Origin of the sequence: Microbacterium sp. KHB019, assembly GCF_037285405.1 — a bacterium.
Taxonomy (GTDB): Bacteria; Actinomycetota; Actinomycetes; order Actinomycetales; family Microbacteriaceae; genus Microbacterium.
This window is the reverse complement of record NZ_JBBDHF010000003.1, coordinates 231,132-255,795: the sequence shown is the minus strand read 5'-3', so window position 1 is coordinate 255,795 and position 24,664 is coordinate 231,132. Positions and strand designations below refer to the sequence as shown.

21 protein-coding genes and 1 tRNA gene are annotated in these 24,664 nt (G+C 66.9%); 5 read left to right on the top strand and 17 right to left on the bottom strand.

All coding sequences use genetic code 11. From position 1 onward, the window contains the following. Both glmU and KHB019_RS12485 read right to left on the bottom strand, forming a co-directional pair. Nucleotides 1–1,449 (bottom strand): bifunctional UDP-N-acetylglucosamine diphosphorylase/glucosamine-1-phosphate N-acetyltransferase GlmU, encoded by a 1,449-nt coding sequence (gene glmU, locus KHB019_RS12490; protein ID WP_230103469.1) that lies wholly within the window; start codon nucleotides 1,447–1,449, stop codon nucleotides 1–3. 1 nt (nucleotide 1,450) lies between these two features. Then, nucleotides 1,451–1,522 (bottom strand) — tRNA-Gln (locus KHB019_RS12485). Between the two features lie 176 nt (nucleotides 1,523–1,698). Here KHB019_RS12485 and KHB019_RS12480 point away from each other — a divergent pair. From KHB019_RS12480 to KHB019_RS12470, 3 genes are all read left to right on the top strand, one after another. Further along, the gene (locus KHB019_RS12480) at nucleotides 1,699–2,940 is read left to right on the top strand and encodes an HNH endonuclease signature motif containing protein (protein WP_337459112.1); all 1,242 of its coding nucleotides are present in this window, start codon (nucleotides 1,699–1,701) and stop codon (nucleotides 2,938–2,940) included. A 77-nt stretch (nucleotides 2,941–3,017) separates the two neighbouring features. Then, nucleotides 3,018–3,512: a MarR family winged helix-turn-helix transcriptional regulator gene (locus KHB019_RS12475; RefSeq protein ID WP_230103471.1), complete on the top strand. Its 495-nt coding sequence runs from the start codon at nucleotides 3,018–3,020 to the stop codon at nucleotides 3,510–3,512. Nucleotides 3,513–3,546: 34 nt separating this feature from the next. Further along, nucleotides 3,547–4,458, top strand: a complete 912-nt coding sequence (locus tag KHB019_RS12470) for a pseudouridine synthase (protein ID WP_337459162.1) — start codon at nucleotides 3,547–3,549, stop codon at nucleotides 4,456–4,458. A gap of 3 nt (nucleotides 4,459–4,461) precedes the next feature. On the opposite strand, the gene KHB019_RS12465 is transcribed toward KHB019_RS12470, so the two are convergent. From KHB019_RS12465 to rsmA, 11 genes are all read right to left on the bottom strand, one after another. Then, nucleotides 4,462–5,121, bottom strand: coding sequence for a methionine ABC transporter permease (locus KHB019_RS12465; protein WP_337459111.1), 660 nt, complete (start codon nucleotides 5,119–5,121; stop codon nucleotides 4,462–4,464). Beyond that, a complete protein-coding gene (locus tag KHB019_RS12460; RefSeq protein WP_230103473.1) occupies nucleotides 5,121–6,194 on the bottom strand; it encodes a methionine ABC transporter ATP-binding protein in 1,074 nt (357 codons plus the stop codon). Before KHB019_RS12460 ends, KHB019_RS12465 begins: the two co-directional genes overlap by 1 nt. Nucleotides 6,195–6,275: 81 nt before the next feature. Further along, a complete protein-coding gene (locus tag KHB019_RS12455) occupies nucleotides 6,276–7,172 on the bottom strand; it encodes a MetQ/NlpA family ABC transporter substrate-binding protein (RefSeq protein ID WP_230103474.1) in 897 nt (298 codons plus the stop codon). A gap of 105 nt (nucleotides 7,173–7,277) precedes the next feature. Next, on the bottom strand, nucleotides 7,278–9,065 hold the full coding sequence (locus KHB019_RS12450; RefSeq protein ID WP_325471855.1) for an ABC-F family ATP-binding cassette domain-containing protein: 1,788 nt from the start codon (nucleotides 9,063–9,065) through the stop codon (nucleotides 7,278–7,280). Nucleotides 9,066–9,147: 82 nt separating this feature from the next. Continuing rightward, on the bottom strand, nucleotides 9,148–10,272 hold the full coding sequence (locus tag KHB019_RS12445) for a substrate-binding domain-containing protein (RefSeq protein WP_230103476.1): 1,125 nt from the start codon (nucleotides 10,270–10,272) through the stop codon (nucleotides 9,148–9,150). 30 nt (nucleotides 10,273–10,302) lie between these two features. Further along, nucleotides 10,303–11,622 (bottom strand): multiple monosaccharide ABC transporter permease, encoded by a 1,320-nt coding sequence (gene mmsB / locus KHB019_RS12440; protein ID WP_230103477.1) that lies wholly within the window; start codon nucleotides 11,620–11,622, stop codon nucleotides 10,303–10,305. After that, nucleotides 11,619–13,139 carry a multiple monosaccharide ABC transporter ATP-binding protein gene (mmsA, locus tag KHB019_RS12435; RefSeq protein WP_290368268.1) on the bottom strand — a complete coding sequence of 507 codons (1,521 nt, stop codon included), beginning with the start codon at nucleotides 13,137–13,139 and terminating at the stop codon, nucleotides 11,619–11,621. Before mmsA ends, mmsB begins: the two co-directional genes overlap by 4 nt. A 179-nt stretch (nucleotides 13,140–13,318) precedes the next feature. Next, complete coding sequence (locus KHB019_RS12430; RefSeq protein WP_230103478.1) at nucleotides 13,319–14,332, bottom strand: LacI family DNA-binding transcriptional regulator; 1,014 nt, start codon at nucleotides 14,330–14,332, stop codon at nucleotides 13,319–13,321. 126 nt (nucleotides 14,333–14,458) lie between these two features. Then, a complete protein-coding gene (locus KHB019_RS12425; protein ID WP_443193214.1) occupies nucleotides 14,459–15,394 on the bottom strand; it encodes a 4-(cytidine 5'-diphospho)-2-C-methyl-D-erythritol kinase in 936 nt (311 codons plus the stop codon). Between the two features lie 4 nt (nucleotides 15,395–15,398). Continuing rightward, nucleotides 15,399–16,466: an aldo/keto reductase gene (locus KHB019_RS12420; RefSeq protein WP_230103480.1), complete on the bottom strand. Its 1,068-nt coding sequence runs from the start codon at nucleotides 16,464–16,466 to the stop codon at nucleotides 15,399–15,401. After that, nucleotides 16,463–17,323, bottom strand: coding sequence for a 16S rRNA (adenine(1518)-N(6)/adenine(1519)-N(6))-dimethyltransferase RsmA (gene rsmA, locus KHB019_RS12415; protein ID WP_337459110.1), 861 nt, complete (start codon nucleotides 17,321–17,323; stop codon nucleotides 16,463–16,465). The genes KHB019_RS12420 and rsmA overlap by 4 nt, the downstream gene beginning before the upstream one ends. 36 nt (nucleotides 17,324–17,359) lie before the next feature. On the opposite strand from rsmA, the gene KHB019_RS12410 reads away from it, so the two are divergent. Further along, the gene (locus tag KHB019_RS12410; RefSeq protein WP_337459109.1) at nucleotides 17,360–18,616 is read left to right on the top strand and encodes an MFS transporter; all 1,257 of its coding nucleotides are present in this window, start codon (nucleotides 17,360–17,362) and stop codon (nucleotides 18,614–18,616) included. 101 nt (nucleotides 18,617–18,717) lie between these two features. Here the strand turns inward: KHB019_RS12410 and KHB019_RS12405 are convergent, their stop codons facing one another. Genes KHB019_RS12405 through rsmI form a run of 4 tightly spaced genes read right to left on the bottom strand, consistent with a single transcriptional unit; the run spans nucleotide 18,718 to nucleotide 22,916 of the window. Next, nucleotides 18,718–19,614 (bottom strand): TatD family hydrolase, encoded by an 897-nt coding sequence (locus KHB019_RS12405; RefSeq protein ID WP_337459108.1) that lies wholly within the window; start codon nucleotides 19,612–19,614, stop codon nucleotides 18,718–18,720. A gap of 21 nt (nucleotides 19,615–19,635) precedes the next feature. After that, nucleotides 19,636–21,345: a methionine--tRNA ligase gene (metG, locus tag KHB019_RS12400; protein WP_337459107.1), complete on the bottom strand. Its 1,710-nt coding sequence runs from the start codon at nucleotides 21,343–21,345 to the stop codon at nucleotides 19,636–19,638. Nucleotides 21,346–21,399: 54 nt separating this feature from the next. After that, on the bottom strand, nucleotides 21,400–22,038 hold the full coding sequence (locus tag KHB019_RS12395) for a class I SAM-dependent methyltransferase (protein WP_337459106.1): 639 nt from the start codon (nucleotides 22,036–22,038) through the stop codon (nucleotides 21,400–21,402). Nucleotides 22,039–22,094: 56 nt separating this feature from the next. Further along, on the bottom strand, nucleotides 22,095–22,916 hold the full coding sequence (gene rsmI / locus KHB019_RS12390) for a 16S rRNA (cytidine(1402)-2'-O)-methyltransferase (RefSeq protein WP_337459105.1): 822 nt from the start codon (nucleotides 22,914–22,916) through the stop codon (nucleotides 22,095–22,097). 47 nt (nucleotides 22,917–22,963) lie between these two features. On the opposite strand from rsmI, the gene KHB019_RS12385 reads away from it, so the two are divergent. Continuing rightward, on the top strand, nucleotides 22,964–24,505 hold the full coding sequence (locus KHB019_RS12385; protein ID WP_337459104.1) for a dolichyl-phosphate-mannose--protein mannosyltransferase: 1,542 nt from the start codon (nucleotides 22,964–22,966) through the stop codon (nucleotides 24,503–24,505). Nucleotides 24,506–24,664: the final 159 nt, after the last annotated feature.

The window sequence follows — 24,664 nt, the reverse complement described above, 5'->3', positions numbered from 1 at the left end:
TTACTCTGCAGCTTCGCTGTTTGCGGCTTTGCTGGCACGAACCGCTGCTTCAGCGGCTCCCGTACCGGCCCGATTCTTCTCGACCCACCCCTCGACATTGCGCTGAGGGGCGACGCTGAGGGCCAGAGCTCCGGCGGGAACGTCCTTGCGGACGACCGCTCCTGCTCCGGTCTTCGCACCGTCACCAATCCTAACGGGCGCGACGAACACGTTGTGCGAGCCGGTGTGCACCTCATCGCCGATCTCGGTGCGGTGCTTGACGATGTCGTCGTAGTTCGCGGTGATGGCGCCGGCGCCGAGGTTCACCCGCTCACCGATCGTCGTGTCGCCGATGTACGACAGGTGCGGGACCTTGCTTCCAGCACCGATCTGAGAGTTCTTCGTCTCGACGAACGTACCGATCTTCCCCTTCGCACCGAGCACGGTGCCGGGGCGGACGTAGGCGAACGGGCCGACCGTGACGCCGGCGCCGAACACGGCGAGCGTCGCGTCGGAGCGGCGGATGACCGCATCCTCACCCACCTCGCAGTCCAGCAGCGACGTGTCGGGGCCGATCATTGCGCCGGACTCGACCACGGTGGCGCCGGCGATGTAGGTGTTCGGAAGCAGGGTGACGTCGGGGGCGAGCTTGGCGTCGTCGTCGATCCAGGTGGTCGACGGGTCGACGATCGTGACGCCCTCGCGCTGCCAGCGGCGGACGATGCGATCGTTGAGCACGCGCCCGGCCTCGGCGAGCTGCACGCGGTCGTTGACGCCGAACGTGGCCGCGGTGTCGGCCGCGATCTCGGCGGCGACGGTCTCCTGCGCCCCCCGCAGCAGTCCGATCACATCGGTGAGATAGAGCTCGCCCTGTGCGTTGTTCTGGTCGAGCTTCGTCAGGAAGGTGCGCAGCGAGGCCGCGCGGAAGACGTACACACCGGAGTTGATCTCGGTGACAGCCGCCTCGTCGGCGGTGGCATCCTTCTGCTCGACGATGCGGGCGACTGTGCCGCTGTCGTCGCGGATGACACGGCCGTACCCGGTCGGGTCATCCAGCAGCGCGCTGAGAACAGTGGCGGATGCCGCGGCCGCGCGGTGCGCGTCGACGAGCGCCTGCAGCGTGCCTGCTTCGAGTAGAGGCACGTCGCCGGAGAGGACGAGCACGTCCCCTGTGAAGTCGTCAGGCAGGGCGTCGATGGCGACCTGCACGGCACGCCCCGTGCCGGGGATGTCGTCCTGGTCGACGATCACGGCATCCGGATACTGCTCCGAGAGCACCTCGACCACGCGGTCGCGCTCGTGACGGACGACCACCTCGACGTGCTCTGCTCCCAGATGGGATGCCGTGGTGAGCACGTGCCCGACGAGCGGGCGCCCGGCGATCGGGTGCAGCACCTTGGGCAGCCTGGACTTCATCCGGGTGCCCTGTCCTGCAGCAAGGACGACGATGGCGAGTCTGTTCTCGGTCATGCTCCGCCGCCAGGACTCGAACCTAGACCTAACAGCTCCAAAGGCTGTCGTGCTGCCATTACACCACGGCGGACCGCAGCCCATCGGGCTGCCAGACAAGTCTGCCACGGGTGAGCCGGGGCATTTTGACCGAGGTCAATGCGATCCACTGGATCGAAGCATGGGCTCGGTCTCGCTGACGTCACGGATTCCGCGGAATTCCGCGGAATGTCTCTTGCATTTATCGAAGTTTTGTTCGATAATAGACGTATGATCCTCACCACGGAGCAATCAGCGCACGGCGTCGACGCCGACGAGCGCCGTGCGGCTCTGCTGGATGAATGGGTCGACCTCGGTGCGCAGATCGCCGCCCTCGAAGCACGCCGCGTCGAGGTGCTCGCCGAACGGGCCGAGTTGCTCGAGTACGAAGCCGGCCCGAAGATCGTGCACAGTTCGATGGCGGAGCGATCGATGGTCGCTGAGTTCGCTGCGGCAGGTCAGGTCTCTCCGGGCACCATGTCCGTGCAGTTCGGCAATGCGGCCGCTCTGTTGCGCGGGTTCCCCGGAACGATGCGCGCACTGCGCGAGGGGCGCATCAGCCGCCGTCACGCCGAAGTGATCCTCGAAGCCGCACCGCGTGAAGTCGACTCCGCTGATGACGGCGCGACACTGCGGGCCGCGTACGAGCACGACGTGCTCCCCTACGCGAGCGACACGACCGCGCCGCGCACCCGGGCTCATGCCCGCGCGGTGACCGCGCGACTGCAGCCCGTCACGCAGGAGGAAGCGCACCGAGAGGCGCGCGAAGAACGCGAAGTGAGCGTCAGACCGACGGCAGACGCCATCGCACAGTTCCTCGCGGTCATTCCCGAGCTCCTCGCCTACGCGATCTTCGACCGACTCACGGCGTTGGCCGCGGCGATGGACGACGACCGGACGATGGATCAGCGCCGAGCCGACCTGTTCTGCGACCTGCTTCTCACTGCCCTCCCCTCGACGGCCATCGGCACCGACATGGATTCCTTCCGTCCGACCGTTCAGGTGACGATCGCCGCGAGCACCCTCGCCGGACGCGACGACATGATGGCCGAGATCGATGGCATCGGCCCGGTCCACCCCGACATCGCCCGCAGCCTCGCCGGCCGGGCGCCCAGCTTCACCCGACTGTTCCTCGACCCGAACGGCATGGTCACCAACGTCGACAACTACGTCCCCTCGAGCCGGATGAAGAAGTACCTTCGGGCCCGAGACCAGCACTGCCGGTTCCCCGGATGCCGCGCCAAGACCTCGCGGTGTCAGCTCGACCACAACTGCGACTGGGCACTCGGCGGAAAGACCGAACTCTGCAACCTCGCCTGCTTCTGCAACAGCCACCACCCGCTCAAGCACCCCGACGTCGACGAACGACATCGGTGGACGGTCCAACAGGATCCGGACGGCGTCCTGCACTGGCGCAGCCCCCTCGGGCGCGAATACATCGACAACCCCGAACCCCGTGTGATGTTCGTCTGAGCCCTGCTCGATCCCTGAGCCGTCGTCGAGCCCTGAGCCCGTCGAGTGGTCGAACCCGGGCATCGGATAATGGAGGGATGAGCGAAGCAGACGAGGTCGACCGGATCGTCGGCGCGTGGAACACCCAGCGCCCCGACCTCGACTTCTCGCCGCTCGAGGTTCTCTCGCGCATGGACCGGCTCTCGAAGCATCTCGACCGCGCGCGGCGCGATGTGTTCCGCCGCAGCGACATCGAGCACTGGGAGTGGGATGTGCTGTCTGCCCTGCGCCGTGCAGGCGCACCGTTCCAGCTGTCCCCCAAGCAGCTCCTGCAGCAGACCCTCGTGTCCAGCGGAACCATGACCAACCGCATCGATCGGCTCGTCGGGCGCCGTTTCGTGCGCCGCGAGGCCGACCCCGGCGACGGGCGCAGCGTGCTGGTCACCCTCACCGATGACGGGCGCATCCGCGTGGATGCCGCGATCACCCGCCTCGTCGACGTCGAAGCCGAGCTCCTCAAAGCCCTCTCCCGCGCCGATCGCGAGCGAATGGCCGCTCTGCTGCGCAAGCTCAGCCTGAGCTTCGACTCGTGATGGCACGTTTAGTGATGGTTGCACTCTGATGGCGATGCGATCGCCGCTGCCAGTACGCGACGGCGTCGGCGCCACCCGGTTGCACGTGCCGCTCACAGGCCCGTGGCCGACGGTGAGTGCCTACATGGTCGAGCGGTTCTTCCACCTCGACTCCGAGCGCCTGCGCGAGCGCTTCGACCGCGGCGAGATCGTCGCCTTCGACGGCTCGGCGCTGACGCGCGACACCGCTCTGGGCGCCGAGGAGTTCGTCTGGTACTACCGTGAGCCACCGATCGAGCTCGAGATCCCGTTCGAGCACGAGATCCTGCATCAGGACGACGACCTGCTCGTCGTCGACAAGCCGCACTTCCTTCCCACGACCCCCGCGGGCAAGTACGTGCAGAACTCGGCGCTGATCCGGCTGCGCCGCGAGCTCGACAACCCCGACCTCGCCCCGATCCACCGCCTCGACCGTCACACCGCCGGCCTGCTGATGTTCTCGACGCGACCGCAGACGCGCGGCGCCTACCAGATGCTGTTCCAGCGCCGTTCGATCGAGAAGGTGTACGAAGCGGTCTCGGCCAAGCCCGCCGGGTGGGTGAACCCGTTCCCCACTACGGTGCGGCTGCACATCGAGAAGCTCCGCGCGCAGGTCTGCGTCGAGGTGGATCCCGCGCGTGCGCCGAACTCCGAGACTCTGATCGAACTCATCGACGCCGACGATGACGTCATCCACACCCTGCTGCATCCGCACACCGGCAAGATGCACCAGCTGCGCGTGCACCTGGCGAGCATCGGTGCCGGCATCCTGCACGACAACCTCTACCCCATCCTCACGGACGAACGCCCGGACGACCACGATCGCCCTCTGCAGCTTCTCGCCCGCGAACTGCGTTTCGTCGACCCGCTCAGCGGTCAGCCGCGCGAGTTCGTCACGCGCCGCACTCTGCAGTACGCGCCCCGCTGACGCTCAGCGGCGCATCACCCGGCGCGCCAGCCACGTGCCGAGCATCTGCACGAGGTGCACGAACACGACGATCAGGACGATCGCGGCCCACATGACCACAGGCTCGAACTGGCGGAAGCCGTAGATCAGGGCGAACGCACCCAGTCCTCCGCCGCCGATCGCTCCGGCCATCGCCGTCATGTCGATGACCGCGACGACGATGAACGTGTAGCCGAGGATCAGGGGCCCGAGCGCCTCGGGGATGACGACGGTCAAGAGGATCCGCCACGGCCCTGCCCCCATCGCCCGGGCCGCCTCGACGACACCGGGTGGCACGGAGACGAGATGCTGCTCGACGATTCGACCGATGGCGAACGATGCGGCGATGCCGATCGCGAACGCTCCTGCCGTCACGCCGATACCCGTCCCGACGACGACCCGTGTGAACGGCTGCAGCACGGCGAGGAAGATCACGAACGGGATCGGCCGGAAGAAGTTGATGAGGAGGTTGACCACCAGGTACACCGGGCGGTTCGGCAGCACGCCGCCTGCTCGCGTGGCGTAGGTGGCGACGCCGATGACGAGGCCCAGGATGCCGCCGAGCACGAGTGCGAACGACGTCATGTACAGCGTCTCGACAGCGGCCTGCCAGAACTCGCTCTGCAGTTCGATGAGGCGATCCATCAGCGCACCTCCCCGTCGAATCCGGCCCCGTCGAATCCGGACTCTTCCGTGATCTCGGTCACCGTCACGTGCGAGCCGATCTGGGCGAGGGCGCTGTCGATCGCGGCATCCGCCCCTCGGATGGCGAGCGTGAGGTGACCGAACGCGCGACCTCTGATGTCGTTGATGCCGCCGTAGATCAGCTCGAACTCCAGCCCTGCGGCGGCGAGGTCGAGGAAGACCTGGGCCTGGGATGAGTCGCCGTCACGGAACGAGAAGGTGACGATGCGGCCGCGGTGCCGCTCGCGCAGCACGGCGCTCTCCGCCGGCGAGGGAATGCCCTTGATGACGGTTCCGACGAACCGCTGAGACGCCGGATGCTGCGGGTTCGAGAACACTTCGAAGACCTCGCCCTGCTCGATCACGCGACCGGAATCCATCACGGCGACCTTCGTGGCGATGGTCTGGATGACGTCCATCTCGTGCGTGATGATCACGATCGTGACGCCCTGCTCCTGGTTCACCCGCTTGAGCAGGTCGAGCACCTCGTGGGTGGTCTGCGGATCGAGGGCGCTGGTCGCCTCATCGGCCAGCAGGATGGCCGGCCGGGTGGCCAGAGCCCTGGCGATGCCGACCCGCTGCTTCTGACCGCCGGAGAGCTGCTCCGGATACGCACGGGCCTTGTCGCTGAGCCCCACGAACGACAGCAGCTCTGTGACGCGCGCGTCGATGTCGGGCTTCGACCACCCGGCGAGCTTGAGCGGATAGGCGACGTTCGCACGAACCGACTTCGCGGCGAACAGGTTGAACTGCTGGAAGATCATGCCGATGCCGCTGCGGACTCCGCGCAGGTTGCGTTCGCTCAGGGCTGTGATGTCGGTGCCGTCGACGGTGATCGTCCCGTCGGTGGCAGGCTCGAGCGCGTTGATCAGGCGGACGAGAGTCGACTTGCCGGCGCCCGAGTAGCCGATGATGCCGAAGACGTCGCCCTTCTCGACCTGCAGGGACACATCGTCGACCGCGACGGTGGGCTGCGCGTCGCGGCTCGACGGCGGATACGCCTTGGAGACGTTCTCGAGTGTCACGATCGGCATGGGTTCTCCGGTGGTTCTCTGAGCTGGACGTAAGAATCGGGCGGCACGAAGGCGCCGCCCGATTCTTTCACGGTGTGCTGATCAGCCGTTGGCCGCAACGTCCTTCTGGACCGTCTTCAGCGACTCGACGAGGTCGGCGACAGGCGTCTGCAGCGCAACCGCAGTGTCGCCGGAGGACTTCAGCAGACCCGCCTGCACGTCCTCATCGGTCTGGAAGATCTCCACGAGCTTCAGGTATGTCTCGTTCTCGGCATCGTCGGCGCGCGCCGCGAAGATGTTCACGTACGGCAGCGCGTTCGGGTCGGACGGGTCGTCCTGCGCGATCGCGTCCTCGAAGGAGAGACCAGCCTGTGTGACGAAGTCGTTGTTGATGATCGCGGCGGCGACGTCGGGAAGCGAGGTCGGGATGAGCGCGGCCTCGAGGGCCTGGACCTTGACCTTGGATGCCGACTCGTCGACGTCCGCGAGGTCGGAGAAGATCGTGCCGCCGCTCTTCAGCTCGATGAGGCCCGCGGACTGCAGCACGAGCAGTGCGCGTGCCTGGTTGGAGGCGTCATCGGGAACGGCGACGGTCTCGCCCTTCGGGATGTCCTTCACGTCGTCGTACTTCTGCGAGTACAGGCCCAGCGGGTAGATCGCGGTCGATCCGATCGGGGTGAGATCCTCACCCGAGGCCTCGTTGTACTGCGCGAGGTACACGATGTGCTGGAACTGGTTGAGGTCGAGCTCGCCCTCGGTCAGCGCGGGGTTCGGCTGCTCGTACGAGCCGAAGTCGACGAGCTCGACGGTGATGCCCTCTTCGGCCGCGGCATCCACGAATGCGGGCCACTGCTCATCGGACTTGCCGACGACGCCGATCTTGACGACCTCGTTCTCGCCACCGCCCGGGTTCTCGGAGGCTGTGGCGCAGCCGGCCAGGCCGATCACGAGAGGGAGCGCGGCGAGCGCGGCGACAGCGGAGACGATACGACGAGACATGGACAGAACCTTCCTGGTGGGATGCCTCAACGGTAAGCAGGCGACCGTGTCGATGCGGAATCCAGCTGTCACAGAGCGTCACGGTGTCACGAACGCGTCACACACTCAATCGAGCTGCTCACTGAGCTCGAGCCAGCGCATCTCGTTCTCCTCGACCTCGGCCTCCAGCGCCGCGATGCTCTTCATCTTCTCGGCGAGGCCCGCATAGTCGGACTGATCGTGGTCGACGAGGCCGTGCTTGGCCTTGTCGATCTGCTGCGTGAGCTTCTGGATCTTCCGCTCCAGGGCCGCGATTTCCTTCTGGGCGGCGCGCAGGTCTGCGCCGGAGAGCGTCGGGGTCTTGGAAGCGGCCGGCGTCTTCGCGGCCTCACCCGGGGCGGATGCCGCGCGAAGGCGCAGATACTCGTCCACGCCGCCGGGCAGGTGCCGCAGGTGGCCTCCCATCACGGCGTACTGCTGGTCGGTGACGCGCTCGAGGAAGTACCGGTCGTGGCTGACGACGAGCAGCGTGCCGGGCCACGAGTCGAGGAGGTCCTCGATCGCGGCGAGCATGTCGGTGTCCATGTCGTTGGTCGGCTCGTCGAGGATCAGCACGTTCGGCTGGTCGAGCAGCACGAGCAACAGCTGCAGGCGCCGCTGCTGACCGCCCGAGAGGTCCTTGACCTGCGTCGACAGCTGAGCGGATGAGAATCCCAGCCGCTCGAGGAGCTGCCCCGGCGTGAGGTCCTGCGACTTGGATCCGGCGCCGAAGGTGTACTCCGTCCGGAGCCCGGCGATGACGGTGCGGACAGGGTCGTTCCAGTGCTGCTCGAGTTCGTCGATGCGCTGGGTGAGAGTGCGCACCTGCACCGTCTTACCGCGCTTGACTCGACCGCTGGTGGGTTCGATGGTGCCGGCGACGAGGCCGAGCAGAGTGGACTTGCCCGCACCGTTCACGCCGAGGATGCCGGTGCGCTCCCCCGGCGCGATGCGCCACTCGACGTCGCGGAGGATCTCGACGTCACCGTACGCGACGCCGGCATCCAGCAGATCGACGACGTCCTTGCCGAGCCGCGACGTGGCCAGCGACTGCAGCGAGACCTTGTCGCGGATCTCGGGCACATCGGCGATGAGCTCGTTCGCCGCATCGATGCGGAACTTCGGCTTGCTCGTTCGGGCCGGCGCGCCACGACGCAGCCACGCGAGCTCCTTGCGCGCGAGGTTCTGACGCTTCGCCTCGGTCGCTGCGGCCATCCGGTCGCGCTCGACGCGCTGCAGGATGTACGCGGCGTATCCGCCCTCGAACGGCTCGACGATGCGGTCGTGCACCTCCCAGGTCTCGGTGCACACCTCGTCGAGGAACCACCGGTCGTGGGTGACGACGAGGAACGCGCCGGTGTTCGCCGACCATCGCTTCTTCAGATGACCGGCGAGCCAGGTGATCGCCTCGACGTCGAGGTGGTTCGTCGGCTCATCGAGCGCGATGATGTCCCAGTCCTGCACCAGCAGAGCTGCGAGCGCCACACGGCGGCGCTGCCCCCCGCTGAGGCCCTTCACCGGAGCATCCCAGGCCAGGTCCGCCAGCAGGCCCTGGATGACGTCGCGAACTCGGGAGTCACCCGCCCACTCGTACTCCGGCACGTCGCCGACGACGGACTGCGCGATGGTGAGAGAGTCATCCAGCGTGTCCGCCTGGTCGAGCACGCCGATCGTGGTTCCGGCACGGACGGTCACTCGCCCGCCATCCGGCTCCTTGCGCCCGGCGAGCATAGCGAGCAGCGAGCTCTTGCCGTCGCCGTTGCGACCGACGATGCCGATCCTGTCGCCCTCCTCGATCCCCAGGGTGATCGAGTCGAAGACGACCTTGGTCGGGTATTCCAGGTGGAGGCCTTCGGCCCCGAGAAGATGTGCCATGTCCTCTCAAGGGTAGCCGCCGCAGAAACGAGCGAGCCGCCCGGCCCCGAAGGACCGGACGGCTCATGTGCACGATGTCGACTTACTTGTAGGACTCGACGATCTCCAGCAGGCTCGGCACGTTGGCGTAGGCCTCAGCGGCGTTCGCCTTCGTGACGATGATCGGGTCGAGCAGGTACGCCGGAACGACCTTCGCGCCGTTGTCGTACTGCTCGGTGTCGTTGACGTCGACCTCCTCGCCCTTCTGGAGCTGTCCGACCATCTTGATGGTCTGCTCGACGAGCAGGGTGGTGTCCTTGTTGATCGTGGAGTACTGGATGCCCTCCATGATCGACTTCACGGACTCGACCTCGGAGTCCTGACCGGTGACGACCGGGACCGGCTTTCCGGCCTGCTGCACCGACGTGATGATGGCGCGGGCGAGGGTGTCGTTCGGGGAGAGGACGCCGTCGATCACCGTGTCGCCGCTGTACGAGCCGGTGAGCAGGGTGTCCATGCGGTTCTGGGCGTTCTCGGCCAGCCAGCCCTCGGTCGCGGTCTGGGCGATCTTGGTCTGACCCGAGACCACGTTCAGCGTGCCGTCGTCGATCTTGGGCTGCAGCACCTCCATCGCGCCGTCGAAGAACACGGCCGAGTTCGCGTCGTCCGGCGAGCCGGAGAACAGCTCGATGTTGTACGGCGCGTCGTGACCCGCACGCTCGGCGAGACCGTCGAGCAGAGCCTGACCCTGGAGCTGGCCCACCTTGAAGTTGTCGAACGCGACGTAGTAGTCGACGGCCTCGGTGTTCTCGATGAGACGGTCGTAGGCGATCACCTTGGCGCCAGCATCCTGCGCCGCCTGCACCTGCGTGGCCAGCTGCTTGCCGTCCTTCGCGCCGATGACGATGACCTTGGCGCCGTTCTGCACCATGGTCTGGATCTGGTTCTGCTGCTCGGCGACGGTGTTGGATGCCGGGGCGTACTGCACGTCGGCCTTGAAACCGGCGTCTGCGAGGCCCTCCTCGAACAGCTTGCCCGCGAGGACCCAGTTCTCACTGGTCTTGTCCGGAAGGGCGATGCCGATCGTGGATCCTGCCTCGAAACCGGTGGTCTCCTCTGAGCCGGTGTCGGTGCCGGTGTCGCCGCCACCGCGCTGCCCGGAGCAGCCGGTGAGTGCGAGTGCTGCCGCGGCGACGAGCGCTGTCCCCGCGAGTGCGATCTTCTTCATGCGATCTCTTTCTCTGTGTTGATGGTGCGGTTATTTTGAGCTGGGATAGTCGGTGAGGTTCGGAGCATCGGCCTTGTTCCGCCTGCGCATCATGAAGCCGATGAGCGACGGCCGGCCCTGCTGCTTGTTCCAGACGTCGATGCCGACCGCGACGAGCAGGACGAGTCCCTTGATCATCGAGACGACGTCGGCGCCCTGACCGAGCAGCTGCAGTCCGTTGTTGAGGAAGCCCATGACCAGGCCACCGATGATCGAGCCGATGACGGTTCCGATACCACCGGCGACTGCGGCTCCGCCGATGAAGACCGAGGCGATGGCGTCGAGCTCCCAGCCGTTCCCGTCACCGGGTCCGGATGCCTGGGACCGGGCGACGAAGATCATGCCGGCGAGTGCGGCCAGGGTCGACATGTTCATCATCACGAAGAAGTCGATCCAGCGGTCCTTCACACCCGACAGGCGAGCGGCCTGGCGGTTGCCGCCGACGGCGTAGATGTGGCGACCGAAGACGGTGCTGTTGGTGACGAAGGAGTAGATGATGACCAGCGCCAGCAGGATGAGGCCCGAGACCGGGAAGCTGGTGCCAGGCCGACCGGTCGCGAACATCCATCCGGCGGCGAGGACGACGATCGAGATGAGGATGACCTTGACCGTGCTGACCCACGCAGGGGCCATGTCGGAGCCCATCTTTCGCTGGATGCGTCGGGTGCGCATCTCCCAGAAGACCACCCAGGCGACGCCGAGGAGTGCGAGCACCATGGTCAGCACGTTGAAGTCCAGCGGAATCGCGAGCTCAGGCAGGTAGCCGGCTCCGATGTAGACGAACTCCTTCGGGACCGGGATGGACTGCGAGTCGCCGATCCACTGGTTCGCTCCGCGGAAGAAGAGCATGCCGGCGAGGGTCACGATGAACGCCGGCACCCCGACGTACGCGACCCAGAATCCTTGCCACGCGCCGACCAGAGCGCCGACGACGAGGCCCAGCACGATAGCCAGCGGCCAGGGGAGGTTCCATTCGGCCATGGACTTCGCGACGATGATGCCGACGAAGGCCGCCACGGAGCCGACCGACAGGTCGATGTGCCCCATGATGATGACCATGACCATGCCGATGGCGAGGATCAGGATGAACGAGTACTGGTTGACGACGTTGATGAGGTTCCCCGGCGTCAGCGTCGCGCCGTTCGCGCCGTTGCGCATCAGCGTGAAGATCTCGAAGAACAGCACGATGACGATGAGGCTGCCGAGGATGCCGAACTGACGCAGCGACGACATCCCGCCGCCGCCGAACATCTTCCTGATGTCGGAGAACTGGAACCCGTGCTTCTGAGCCGGGGTCGTGCTGGTGCTCATGCGCTCGCCTTCTGATTCGTGGAGGTCATGCTGCGCATGAGCGCCTCCGGGGTGGCCTGGTCAGCGGGGATGCAGTCGGTGACGCGTCCCTCGAAGATGGTGTAGATGCGGTCGGAGATGCCCATCAGTTCCGGCAGCTCGCTGGAGATGACGATGACGCCCTTTCCGGATGCCGCGAGCTCGTTGATGATCGAGTAGATCTCGTACTTCGCTCCGACGTCGATGCCGCGGGTGGGCTCGTCGAGGATCAGCAGGTCGGGGTCGGTGAACATCCACTTCGCGAGGACGACCTTCTGCTGGTTGCCGCCGGAGAGCGTCGAGACGCCCTGCTCGACGGTGGGGGTCTTGATCCGGAGCGCCTTGCGGTACCGCTCTGCGACCTGGAACTCCTCGCGATCGTTGACGACGCCGTTGTTCGCGATCTTCGACAGCTTGGCGGAGACGATCGCGCGCTTGATCGTGTCGAGGAGGTTCAGGCCCAGGCTCTTGCGATCCTCGCTCACATAGGCGAGTCCGTGGTGGATCGCGCTTGCGACATCGCGGAGTTCGATCTCCGTGCCGTCCTTGAACAGCTGGCCGCCGAGGAACGTGCCGTACGAACGGCCGAAGATGCTGCGGGCGAACTCGGTTCGACCTGCTCCCATGAGCCCGGCGATGCCGACGACCTCGCCGCGACGGACGTTTAGCGAGGAGCCCTTCACGACCATGCGCTCGCTGACGGTCGGGTGCTGCACCCACCAGTCCTTGACCTCGAAGAACACATCGCCGATGTCGGGCGTGCGGTCGGGGTACCGGCTCTCGAGGGAGCGGCCGACCATGCCGTGGATGATGCGGTCCTCGTTGATCTCGCCCCTGGTGACGTCGAGCGTCTCGACAGTGCGGCCGTCGCGGATGATCGTGATCTCGTCGGCGATCTGTTCGATCTCGTTGAGCTTGTGGCTGATCATGATCGAGGCGATGCCCTTGGCCTTGAGACCGAGGATCAGATCGAGCAGGTGCTGGGAATCGTTCTCGTTGAGGGCCGCCGTCGGCTCGTCGAGGATGAGGAGCTTCACGTCCTTGTTCAGAGCCTTGGCGATCTCGACGAGCTGCTGCTTGCCGACGCCGAGGTGCTTGATCGCGATGTCGGGGTCCTCGGAGAGGCCGACGCGGGCGAGCAGTTCGGTCGCCCGGGTCTTGGAGGCTCGCCAGTCGATGACGCCGCCGCGACGGATCTCATTGCCGAGGAAGATGTTCTCGGTGATCGAGAGCTCGGGGATCAGCGCGAGCTCCTGGTGGATGATCGCGATGCCGGCCTGCTCGCTCGAGGCGATGTCCTTGAAGCGCTGCTCCTCGCCGTACAGCAGGATGTCGCCGTCGTAGCTGCCGTACGGGTACACACCCGAGAGGACCTTCATCAGGGTGGACTTGCCGGCGCCGTTCTCACCGCAGATGGCGTGGATCTCTCCAGCGCGTACGGCGATCGAGACGTCGGAGAGGGCCTTCACGCCAGGGAACTCCTTGGTGATGCTGCGCATCTCCAGGATCGGACCTGACACGGTCGGCAACGTCGCTGTGCTGCTCACGGATCTTCCTCGATAACTGACGGCCACCCTCAATGTGACCGTTCACATGAGACACCATCTTGCGCTCATGCGGGCACCGTGTCAAGTGGACCGCCGTCGTCGATGCCGATTCGAGACGGAAGGCCCCGGAATCAGCGCGCAGCGCTGGATGAACGCAGCCGCAGCTGGGGCACGACGGCGCCGTACTGCGGAGCCCGCTCGCCGCGGATCTCGGCGAGCAGCATGCCGACGGCCCGTCGTCCGAGCTCGGGAAAGTCCTGATGCACCGTGGTCAGTGGGGGCCAGACATGTGCCGCGACCGGAATATCATCGAACCCGACCACGCTGACCTCGCGCGGCACGTCGATCCCGGCATCCCGGAAGCCGTGCATGAGCCCGATCGCCATGAGGTCGTTCGCCGCGAAGACCGCCGTGAAGTCGCGTCGCCGCGCGAGCTCGCCGCCCGCGAAATGGCCGAAGTCGGCGGTCCAATCGCCGCGAATCGGCGGGAACGTCGGCAGATCGGCCTCTCTCAGCGCGTCGAGGTATCCGCGCATGCGCGATTCGGCCTCGATCCAGTCCTGGGGGCCGGCGAGATGCAGGATGTCGGTGTGCCCGAGGTCGATCAGGTGCTCGGTGACGGCTCTGGCACCCGCGACCTGATCGGCCGAGAGCGTGAAACCGTCCGACCCGGACGCGGTCTGCAGACTGACCAGCGGCACGCCGACGGCCATGCCCCGGAGGACGTTGAAGACCCGCACCTGAGGCGCGAGCGCGACGATCCCACTGACCTGCTCACGGCTCAGCTGCCGGATGGCGTCGCCGATGGCCTCCGGCGTCGTCGCCGGCAGGTTCACCGTCGTCACCGAGTAGCCCTCGGCCCGCGCGGCATCCTCGATGCTCGCGATCGACGACGTCGGGCCGAACTCCCCGATGGTGGCCGAGAGCACGCCGATCGTGTGGGTGCGACTCGTGACGAGGGCGCGAGCGGCGAGATTCGGCTTGTAGTCGAGGACGGAGATCGCGTCCTCGACCCGCTTGCGCGTCTCCGGGCGGATGCTCGGATGCTCGTTCAGCACGCGGGAGACGGTCTGATGGGAGACGCCCGCAAGCCGGGCGACGTCACGAATGCTGGGCACACGTGCCCGGTCACCGGAGGCTGCCATCGCAACGCCTCCTTCGCGTGTGCACGGTCACATCGATCTCTCCATTATGTCCCCAGGGCACAATCAGCGCACGCGCCAGGCCGCGAACCGTTGTCCGATCCGCACGATCCGGGTCGCTGCCGCCCCTCAGGAGATGATGCGCGCGCCCGGCACAGGACCGTGAACGTGCAGCGCCGTGCGGCCGTTCTTCTGCAGCTCGCCCTGGACGTACTGGGCGCTATCCGGCGTCTCGCAGAGGAAGGCGATCGTGGGGCCCGAGCCCGACACGATTCCGCTCAGCGCGCCCGCGTGCAGGCCCTCGTTGATGATGTCGTCCAGGGCAGGACGCTCGAGCAGCGCCGACACCTCGAGGTCGTTGAACATGGATGCTGCGAGCGAGTGAGGATCGCCGGCGCGCAGAGCCTGCAGCACCGGGATCGGCACATCCAGAGACATCGGCGGGTCGTCCGCGAGCGCGCCGATCTCGGTGCGGTGCGCGTCCAGCCGCGCGTAGATCTCGGGCGTCGACAGCCCGGCTTCGCTGGTGACGAGCACCCAGTCGAATCGACCGCGGGCGAGGGCGGGGTTGAGCTGGTCGCCGCGCCCCGTGCCCACTGCTGTTCCGCCATGCAGCGCGAACGGGACGTCAGCTCCGAGTCGTGCGGCGAGCTCGTGCAGTCGCTGCGGCGAGAGCCCGGTGCCCCAGAGCGCATCGCAGGCGACGAGAGCGGCCGCGGCATCCGCCGAACCTCCACCCATCCCCCCGGCGACAGGGACGCTCTTGCGGAGCTCCAGATGCACGCCGCCCTCGTAGCCGGTGGCCGAGGCGAGCATCTTGGCCGCGCGCATCGCGAGGTTTCGATCATCCACAGGCACCGTGCTCGGATCATCGACGCCAGTCACGCTCAGCGTGAAGTCGGGCGCGTCCGTCGCGATGACGTCCTCGTACAGGGAGACGGCCTGGAACACCGTCGCCAGCGCGTGGTACCCGTCGTCGTGACGGCCTCCGACGCCGAGGTAGACGTTGATCTTCCCCGGCGCGCGCACGTGCACGGATTCGGCGAAGGCCTCGCGGGTCACGATGCGCTCACAGGGAGGAGGAGACGGACCAGAGGTTGACGTCGATGCTGCCGGCGAGCGCATCGATGCGCGAGAGCTGCTCCGCGCTGAAGTCGGGACCGCTCACCGCGGCGATGTTCTCGTCGATCTGCTCCGGACGGGATGCTCCGATGAGCGCCGACGCGACCACCGGATCACGCAGCGTCCACTGCAGCGCCATCTGTGCGAGGGTCTGGTCGCGTTCGCCGGCGATCTCGTTCAACGATCGCAGTATGCCGAGGGCTTCCGCGGAGAGGGGCTTGTCCGGCAGCGACCCGCGCTTCTGCGCACGCTGGGCGGTGCCGTCGCCGAGGTACTTGTCGGTGAGCAGCCCCTGCGCCAACGGCGTGAACGCGATGGCGCCGAGGCCCTCCGAGCGCAGGGTCTCGGTGAGCTCCGGCTCGATCCAGCGGTTGAGGATCGAGTACGAGGGCTGGTGGATCACGAGCGGCGTACCGAGAGACCGCGCGACGGCCAGAGCTTCAGACGTCCGCTCGGCGCTGTACGACGAGATGCCCACGTACAGGGCCTTGCCCTGTCGCACCAGCGTGTCCAGCGCCCCCACGGTCTCCTCGACGGGAGTGACCGGATCGACGCGGTGCGAGTAGAAGATGTCGACGTAGTCGAGATTCATCGCGGCCAGCGATCGCTCGGCACTGGCAAGAAGGTACTTGCGGCTGCCGAAGTCGCCGTACGGACCCGGCCACATGTCCCAGCCGGCCTTGGACGAGATGATCAGTTCGTCGCGATAGGGGCGGAGATCCTCACGGAAGATGCGCCCGAAGTTCTTCTCCGCCGAGCCGTGCGGCGGGCCGTAGTTGTTCGCCAGATCGAAGTGCGTGATGCCGCGGTCGAAGGCGTGGCGCAGAAGCGCACGCTGATTGTCGAGCGGGATGTTGTCGCCGAAGTTCCACCACAGCCCCAGCGAGATCGGCGGTAGGAAGAGCCCGGACGACCCGACCTGCCGATACGCGAACTGTTCGTATCGTGAGCCATCGGCCGCGTAGGGTCGATGGATCTCTGGAACGTCGGAGCGGAAACGAGGCGAGTCGGTCACGCCTCCAGGTTAGCGGCCAGCGCGCGCGCGATTCGGACGAAGTCGTCGATCGACAGTTCCTCGCCGCGCGCGGTCGGCGCGACGCCGGCGCGTTCGAGCAGAGCGGATGCCTCGGCGGCCGTCCCCCCGAGCACGGCTGCGAGTGCCTGCCTGAGCATCTTGCGGCGCTGCTGGAAGGCGGCATCCACGATGCGGAACGTGGCCAGCCGCAGCTCCTCGTCGCCGCGCTCCTGCTCGTCGCGTTCGAAGGCGACCAGCACGCTGTCGACGTTCGGGACGGGCCAGAACACCTGGCGGGAGACCGTTCCGGCGAGCCGCCACGAGCCGTACCAGGCAGCCTTCGCGCTCGGCGCGCCGTAGACCTTGCCGCCGGGAGGGGCCGCGAGTCGTTCGCCGACTTCGGACTGCACCATGACGACCCCGCGCTGCAGGTTCGGGAAGGTCTCCATGAAGTGCAGCAGCACGGGCACGGAGACGTTGTAGGGCAGGTTGGCGACGAGTACGGTCGGGTCGCCAGGCAGTTCGGTCACACGCAGTGCATCCGCATCGACGACAGTGAGCGCATCGCCGGGGACGCCGTGGTCTGCGGCGGTCTGCGGCAGACGAGCAGCCAGTCGATGGTCGATCTCGACGGCGGTGACGGATGCCCCGGTTTCGAGGATCGCGAGGGTCAATGAACCGAGGCCGGGGCCGACCTCGACCACGCGCTCCCCCGCCTGCACGCGTCCGACGTGCACGATCTTGCGGACGGTGTTCGCGTCGACGACGAAGTTCTGACCCAGCTTCTTGGTGGGGGTGACGTCGAGCTCGGCGGCAAGGCGGCGGATCTCGGTCGCGCCGAGCAGGGTGACGGTCATCCTGCCATTGTCCCCCATGCCGACTACTGTTTACGGGTGCGCACACTCGGCGAGCTCATCGCACCCCGCAGACTGGGACGTGATTTCCGCTGGCTCATGGCGTCGTCGTGGACGAGCAACATCGGCGACGGCATCGCGCTGGCCGCCGCTCCGCTGCTGATCGCGTCGCTGACGTCCTCCCCCGTGCTCGTCGCCGCTGGGGCCGTCATGCAGTTCCTGCCCTGGCTGGTTTTCGGCCTGCACGCGGGAGCCGTCGCCGACCGTTTCGATCGGCGCAAGCTGGTTATGTTCGCGAACGCCGCTCGCATGATCGTGCTCGCGACCCTGTGCGTCTTCATCGTCACCGGCACCGCCACCATCTGGGCCGTGCTGGCCGTCGCATTCCTCTACGGCACGGCTGAGGTCTTCGTCGACACGGCTGCGAGCACGCTGCTGCCCATGCTCGTCAAGCCAGCCGATCTCGGCATCGGCAATGCGCGACTGCAGGCCGGATATCTGGTGGCCAATCAGTTCGCCGGTCCGCCGATCGGCGCGTTCCTGTTCGCGGCAGGCGCTGCCTGGCCGTTCCTCGTCGAGGTCGTGTGCGTCGGGCTCGCGGTCGTGCTGATCTCGCGGATGGCATCGACCCCTGTGCCTCCGCGCGATGCCGAGGCCCGCACGCCTGTGCACACCGATATCGCCGAGGGCGTTCGATGGATGTGGCGCAACCCGCCTGTTCGGATGCTCGTGCTGATCATCCTCACGTTCAACATCACGTGGGCGGCTCCATGGGGCGTGCTCGTCCTCTACGCGACAGAGCATCTCAACATGGGAGCGGTCGGCTATGGAGCGCTCACCACGGCATCGGCGGCCGGCGGCATCCTCGCCACGCTGACGTTCGGGTGGCTCGAGCGTCATGTGTCTTTCGCGACCCTGATGCGAGTGGCGCTGTCGCTCGAGGTGCTCATGCACCTCGCGTTCGCGCTCACGACGGCGGGCTGGGGGGCGCTGATCATCATGTTCGTCTTCGGCACCTACGCGTTCGTGTGGGGCACGATCTCGACGACCGTACGGCAGCGGCTCGTGCCCCATGCGCTTCAGGGGCGGGTCGCCTCGGTCAACATGGTCGGCGTCTTCGGCGGGATGGTGATCGGTCCGGCGCTGGGCGGCGTGATCGCGCAGGTGTGGGGCCTGACCGCGCCATGGTGGTTCGCTTTCGTCGGCGCGGCGATCACACTTCTGCTCGTGTGGAAGCCGATCTCGCACATCGTGAACGCGCCGGTCGTCGTCGATGAGGCGGGGGCCACGGACTGACTTGCATACACCTGCAGGGCCGATGCACGGATGCAGGGCGAAAGTCGAGGTTCTCGCCCTGCAAGCGTACGAACACCCTGCAAGTGTGCGGGCAGGCGGGCTCAGTCGGCGAAATCTCCGTAGACGCGCAGGGTGTTCTCGGCGATCTGCGCGGCGAGTTCGTCCACGTGCACGCCGAGCTCCTCAGCCATGAACCGCACGGTGATCGGCACGAGGTACGGCGCGTTCGGGCGACCGCGAAGCGGCACGGGAGTCAGGAACGGAGCATCCGTCTCGACGAGGATGCGGTCGCGCGGAGTCACTGCCAGCGCATCTCGCAGGTTCTGCGCGTTCTTGAACGTGACGTTTCCGGCGAACGACAGGTAGTAGCCGGCATCCGCGCAGGTGCGCGCCATGGCGTCGTCGCCGGAGAAGCAGTGGAACACGGTCTTCTCGGGAGCGCCGATCCGGGCGAGGGTCTCGAGGACCGCGTCGTGCGCATCGCGGTCGTGGATCTGCATCGCGATCGCGTGCTTCTTCGCCAGGGCGATGTGCGCCTCGAACGCCTCGAACTGCGCAGAGTGTCCCTCGGGGCCGGTGCGGAAGAAGTCCAGCCCCGTCTCGCCGATCGCTCGCACGCGCGGGTGCGCGGCGAGCTCGTCGATCGCCTCGATCGCGTGACCCAGCTGCCCGGCTTCGGCGTATACCGGCGCATCGTTCGGGTGGATCGCGACGGCGGCGAGGACGCGAGGATCGGATGCCGCGGCATCCACGGCCCACCGTGACGACTCGATGTCTCCCGATGCCTGCACGACGCCGAGGATGCCGACGGCCTGCGCGCGATCGAGCTGCTCGGTCAGCGTGAGCGGGTCATCCCCGTCGGTGATCTCGAGGTGCGCATGGTTGTCGTAGACGGGCACCGTCAGCGGTTCTGGCGCGGGCGGGTACCGGAGGTTGTTCCGCTCCTCTACCCCGCGAGACTTCACATATGTCTCTGTTTCGGGCACTTTTGATGACATAACTGAAGTTTCGCGGGGTGTTCAGGGCTGGGACTCGACCCGGGGGAAGAGGGGGGTGAGGGACGTCACCTTCGTGCCGGGAGCGAGCTTGCCCCAGGCACCGGCCTCACGAATCGGCTGAGCAGCCAGCGAGCCGAGCGTCTGCTCGGCTCCGAGCGCCACCCACAGCTTGCGAGTGGCCTGAGGAATCACCGGCGACAGCAATACCGCGAGAGCACGCAGGCCCTCTAGACACGTATATATCACCGTCGCCAACCGAGCCTGCTGGTGTTCAACAGCGACCTGCAGTTCGAAGATCGCTGCCCTCAGCTCCGCATTGACCTCTACGTCACCACCAGCGATCGCGTCCCCAACGCTCTGAACAGTCGCCGCTGCTTCTGCTGACTCGTTCTCCGCAGCGACGCGGTTCTTCTCCAATGCCCACGGCGCCATCGCTGTGATGTATCCATTGAGCGCGTCAACAATCGTCCAGATCTCTCGGATTGCTTCGTCGATTCGGAACGCCTCGATCGCTGCATCAGCTCCGGACACGGCCCGCTCCACGATGCGTTGAATCTCAACATCGGCTTCGTCGTAAACATGCGGGTCCGGCACCACCCCATCAAAATACTTCGAGGTCATCGCGATCGTGCGCGAGGCGAGGTTGCCGAATCCGTTGGCGAGCTCGGCCTGGTACCGGGCGGACAGGTCCTCCCACGAGAACGAGCCGTCCTGTCCGAACGCGATGGCGGAGAGGAAGTAGAAGCGGTACGCGTCGGAGCCGAACACATCGGTGATCTCGGTCGGCGCGATGCCGGTGAGCTTCGACTTCGACATCTTCTCGCCCCCGACGAGCAGCCACCCGTGTGCGAAGACGCCCTTGGGCACGTCGACGCCGGCCGCCATGAGCAGTGCAGGCCAGATGACGGCGTGGAACCGGAGGATGTCCTTGCCGACGACGTGATAAGCGGGCCAGCGGCGGGCGAACGTCTCTTCATCCGAGCCGTACCCGACGGCTGTGGCGTAGTTCAGAAGCGCGTCGACCCACACGTAGATGACGTGCGACTCGTCCCATGGCAGCGGGATGCCCCAGTCGAAGGTCGAACGCGAGATGGAGAGGTCCTTCAGACCCTGCGACACGAATGAGACGACCTCGTTGCGGGCCGAATGAGGGCGGACGAAGTCCGGTTCGTTCTTGTACAGCTCGAGCAGGCGGTCCTGGAACTCGCTGAGCTTGAAGAAATAGTTCTTCTCCTGCAGCAGCTCGAGCGGCTTGGAGTGGATCGCGCAGACCTTCAGACCCTCGAAGGGTCCGGTTCCGTCGACGATCTCGGACTCGGGCTTGAACTCCTCACAGCCCACACAGTAGAGCGCCTCGTACTCGCCGGCATAGATGTAGCCCGCGTCGTACAGCCGCTGGAAGAACACCTGCACGTTCTTCTCGTGGCGCTCCTGCGTGGTGCGGATGAAGTCGTCGTTGGCGACGTCGAGCGTCTCCAACAACGGGAACCAGCTCTCGGAGACGAGCTTGTCGACCCACTGCTGCGGGGTGACGCCGTTGGCCGCGGCGGCACGGAGCATCTTCTGGCCGTGCTCGTCGGTTCCGGTCAGCATCCAGGTGTCATCGCCCGCCTGGCGGTGCCAGCGGGCGAGCGTGTCGACCGCCACCGACGTGTACCCGTGGCCGATGTGCGGCACATCGGACGGGTAGTAGATGGGCGTGGTGATGTAGAAGGAATCGCCTGCGGGCATGCGCCCAATTCTAGGCGGGATGCCGGGGCGGCGAGCTCGTGTGTCGCTCCGGCCTCAACTGTCGCGTTTGATCGCAGTCAGAGCGGCGTGCGGGCGTGTACTGGCTTCAACTGCGGTTCGCTGGCGGTGTTCCTGGTGCGTGACGGTGAAGCCGGCTTCGGCGAGAAGAGCATCCAGCGCCTCCGCTGACCAGAAGTAGGCGCGGGTGACCGCGTGGGCGAACGGCTCGCGGGGAGGTCCGTCGAAGAAGCCGAGGAGGAGGGAGCCGCCGGGGGCCAGGACTCGGTAGAACTCGTCGAGCGCGTCGGGGACCTCGGCTGGGGCAGTGTGGATCAGCGAGTACCAGGCGAGGATGCCGCCGAGCGAAGCGTCGGCGACGGGAAGCGTGCGGAAGCTGCCGGCCTCGAACCTCAGATGCGGGTAGGTGCGGCGCGCACTCGCCAGGAACTTCTCAGAGAGGTCGACGCCGATGACGTCCCGGCTGCCGTCGTGGAGGAAGTCTGTCCACGGGCCGGGGCCGCATCCGGCATCCAGCAGCGGCCCAGCGGTGGAATCGCGCCACCCGGCGATGAGGCGGCGGTCCGAGGCATCCATCTGATCGATGCTGCCGGCGAGCTCGATGTACTCGGCCGCGCGCGAGTCGTAGGCCGCAGCGATCGCGACGTCGTCGGAATCTCGCGGTTGTGCGAGCATTTCGCGGGGTTCCGCGGAATGTCTGCGAGATTCGTGCGCTTCTGCGAAGTCCGCGCTCATCGGGTGCGGGAGGCGAGGGCCTGCTGGTACAGGTCGCGTGAGCTGAGGCCCGTCGCCGCGGCGACCTCGGCGCAGGCGTCCTTCAGGCGCATGCCGCTGGCGACGAGGGCCTGCACCTGTGCACCCGCATCCTCGACGGATGCCGCGACGGGCGCCGCCCCCTCGACGACGATGACGATCTCGCCCTTGACGCCGGCCTCTGCCCACTCGATGAGCTCAGGTGCGGTGCCCCGCCGGACCTCCTCGAACATCTTGGTGAGTTCGCGGCAGACGGCGATGCGGCGGTCGTCGCCGAAGGCCGCCCCCATGTCGGCGAGGGAGGACGCGAGTCGGGACGGCGATTCGAAGAAGATCATGGTGCGCGGCTCCGCGGCGACGGCACGCAGTGTCTGCCGCCGCTCCCCCGGTTTACGCGGCAGGAAGCCTTCGAATGTGAAGCGATCGGTGGGCATCCCGGAGATCGCGAGCGCCATGATCACCGCGCTCGGTCCGGGGATCGCGGTGACGGTCACGCCCTGTGCAACGGCTTCGGCGACCAACCCGTATCCGGGGTCGCTGATCGCGGGCATCCCGGCGTCGCTGACGACGACCACGTCCTCGTCAGCGGCGAGCGCCGCGAGCTCTGCGGCTTTGTGCTTCTCGTTGTGGTCGTGCAGGGCGATCAGCCGAGGACGGTTCTCGATGTTCAGCGCCCTGAGCAGTCGCTGCGTGGTGCGGGTGTCCTCCGCTGCGACGACGGTCGCGTTCTCGAGCACCTCGATGAGACGACGGGACGCATCGCCGAGATTGCCGATCGGAGTCGCCGCGAGGATGATCACCCGTTCAGCTTAGGTGCGGCAGAACACGCACGCCTTAGGCTTATGCCGTGTCCGCGCCCGTGCCCCTGCTCCCGCCTCCGGCCGAGCGTCTGACGGTGTGGGGCCGCCTGCGCGATCGGATGCTCCTCGATCCGGACTGGAGCCGTGTCGTCCGTTGGCTCGCCCCGCTCGTGATCACCGCGCTCGCGGCTGTGCTGCGGCTCGCGAACCTCGCTCACCCCCACACGCTCGCGTTCGACGAGACGTACTACGTCAAGGACGCCTGGTCGCTGTGGGTGCTCGGCTACGAGGGCAGCTGGGGCGACGGCGCGAACGAGGCGTTCCTGACCGGTGACACGAGCGCGCTGGGCGAGACGGGCAGCTTCGTCGTGCACCCGCCGCTCGGCAAGTGGATCATCGCGCTCGGCATGGGGCTCTTCGGAGCGGGCAACAGCGCGGCGTGGCGCCTAATGGTCGCACTCGTCGGGACGGCGACGGTCCTGCTCGTGTACTTCGTCGCGAAGGAGCTGACGCGGTCGATCGTGGTCGCCTCCGTGGCCGGACTGCTGCTCGCCATCGACGGGTTGAGCATCGTCATGAGTCGGATCGGCCTGCTCGACGGCATCCTGACGTTCTTCCTCCTGCTCGGATTCTGGTTCGTGCTGCTCGATCGGCGGCGCTCCATTCCGCTCGTGGAATATGCCGACGGCGGCAAACTATGGGGCCGGGTCGTCTGGCGCCGCCCATGGGTCATCGCGGCGGGCGTCGCCCTCGGCGCCGCCACCGCCGTCAAGTGGTCCGGTCTGTACGCCGTGGCCGGATTCGGCATCTACCTCGTCGTCACCGATGCGCTCGCCCGGCGCCGCGCCGGGGTCGCGTTCTGGCCGATGGATGCCGTCGCCAGACAGGGTGCCGCGTCGTTCCTGTTGCTGGTGCCGGCGGCAGCGCTCACCTACCTCGCCTCCTGGACCGGGTGGCTCCTCACCGCCGGCGGCTACGACCGGCAATCGGACGCTGATCCGCTCGTGGCGCTGTGGAAGTACCACGAGGCGATCTACGCGTTCCATGTCGGCCTCGACTCGGGTCACCCCTACGCCAGCCCGGCATGGCAGTGGCCGTTCCTGATCCGGCCGACCGCGGTGTGGGTGGGCGACGACAAGTCCTGCGGCTCCGATCACTGCATGTCGGTGATCTCAACGGTCCCGAATCCGCTCATCTGGTACGCCGGGGTCGCCGCCGCGATCTATCTGCTCTACCGGTTCGTGCGCGGACTCATCGACCGCACGCCGATGCCGTGGACGTACGGATTGTCGCTGGTCGGCCTAGCCATCACGTATGTGCCATGGCTGCTGTACCCCGAGCGGACGATCTTCCAGTTCTACACGGTCGTGATGGTGCCGTTCCTCGTGCTGGCGCTGGTGCTCGCGCTGGGCGACATCGCCGGTCGACGCGACGATCCCCTCTATCGGCGACAGGCGGGCGAGCGCACCGTGCTGGTGTTCCTGATCGTCGTCGTGCTCGTCTCGGCGTTCTTCTACCCGGTGTGGACGGGCATGAACGTGCCGTACGACTTCTGGCTCATCCACAACTGGATGCCGACCTGGGTGTAGCCCCGGCGCGGCGACCCCGCTCAGTTGATGATCGTGCCGCGCTCGTCCGCCCGCAGGGCCGTGAGACGCTCGTGCCAAGCGGCAAGCGCCTCCGGTGTCTGCCTGGCCCAGTCATCGGTCTCGCCGACGACGCGGAGCGGATCGCTGCTGCCGCTTTCG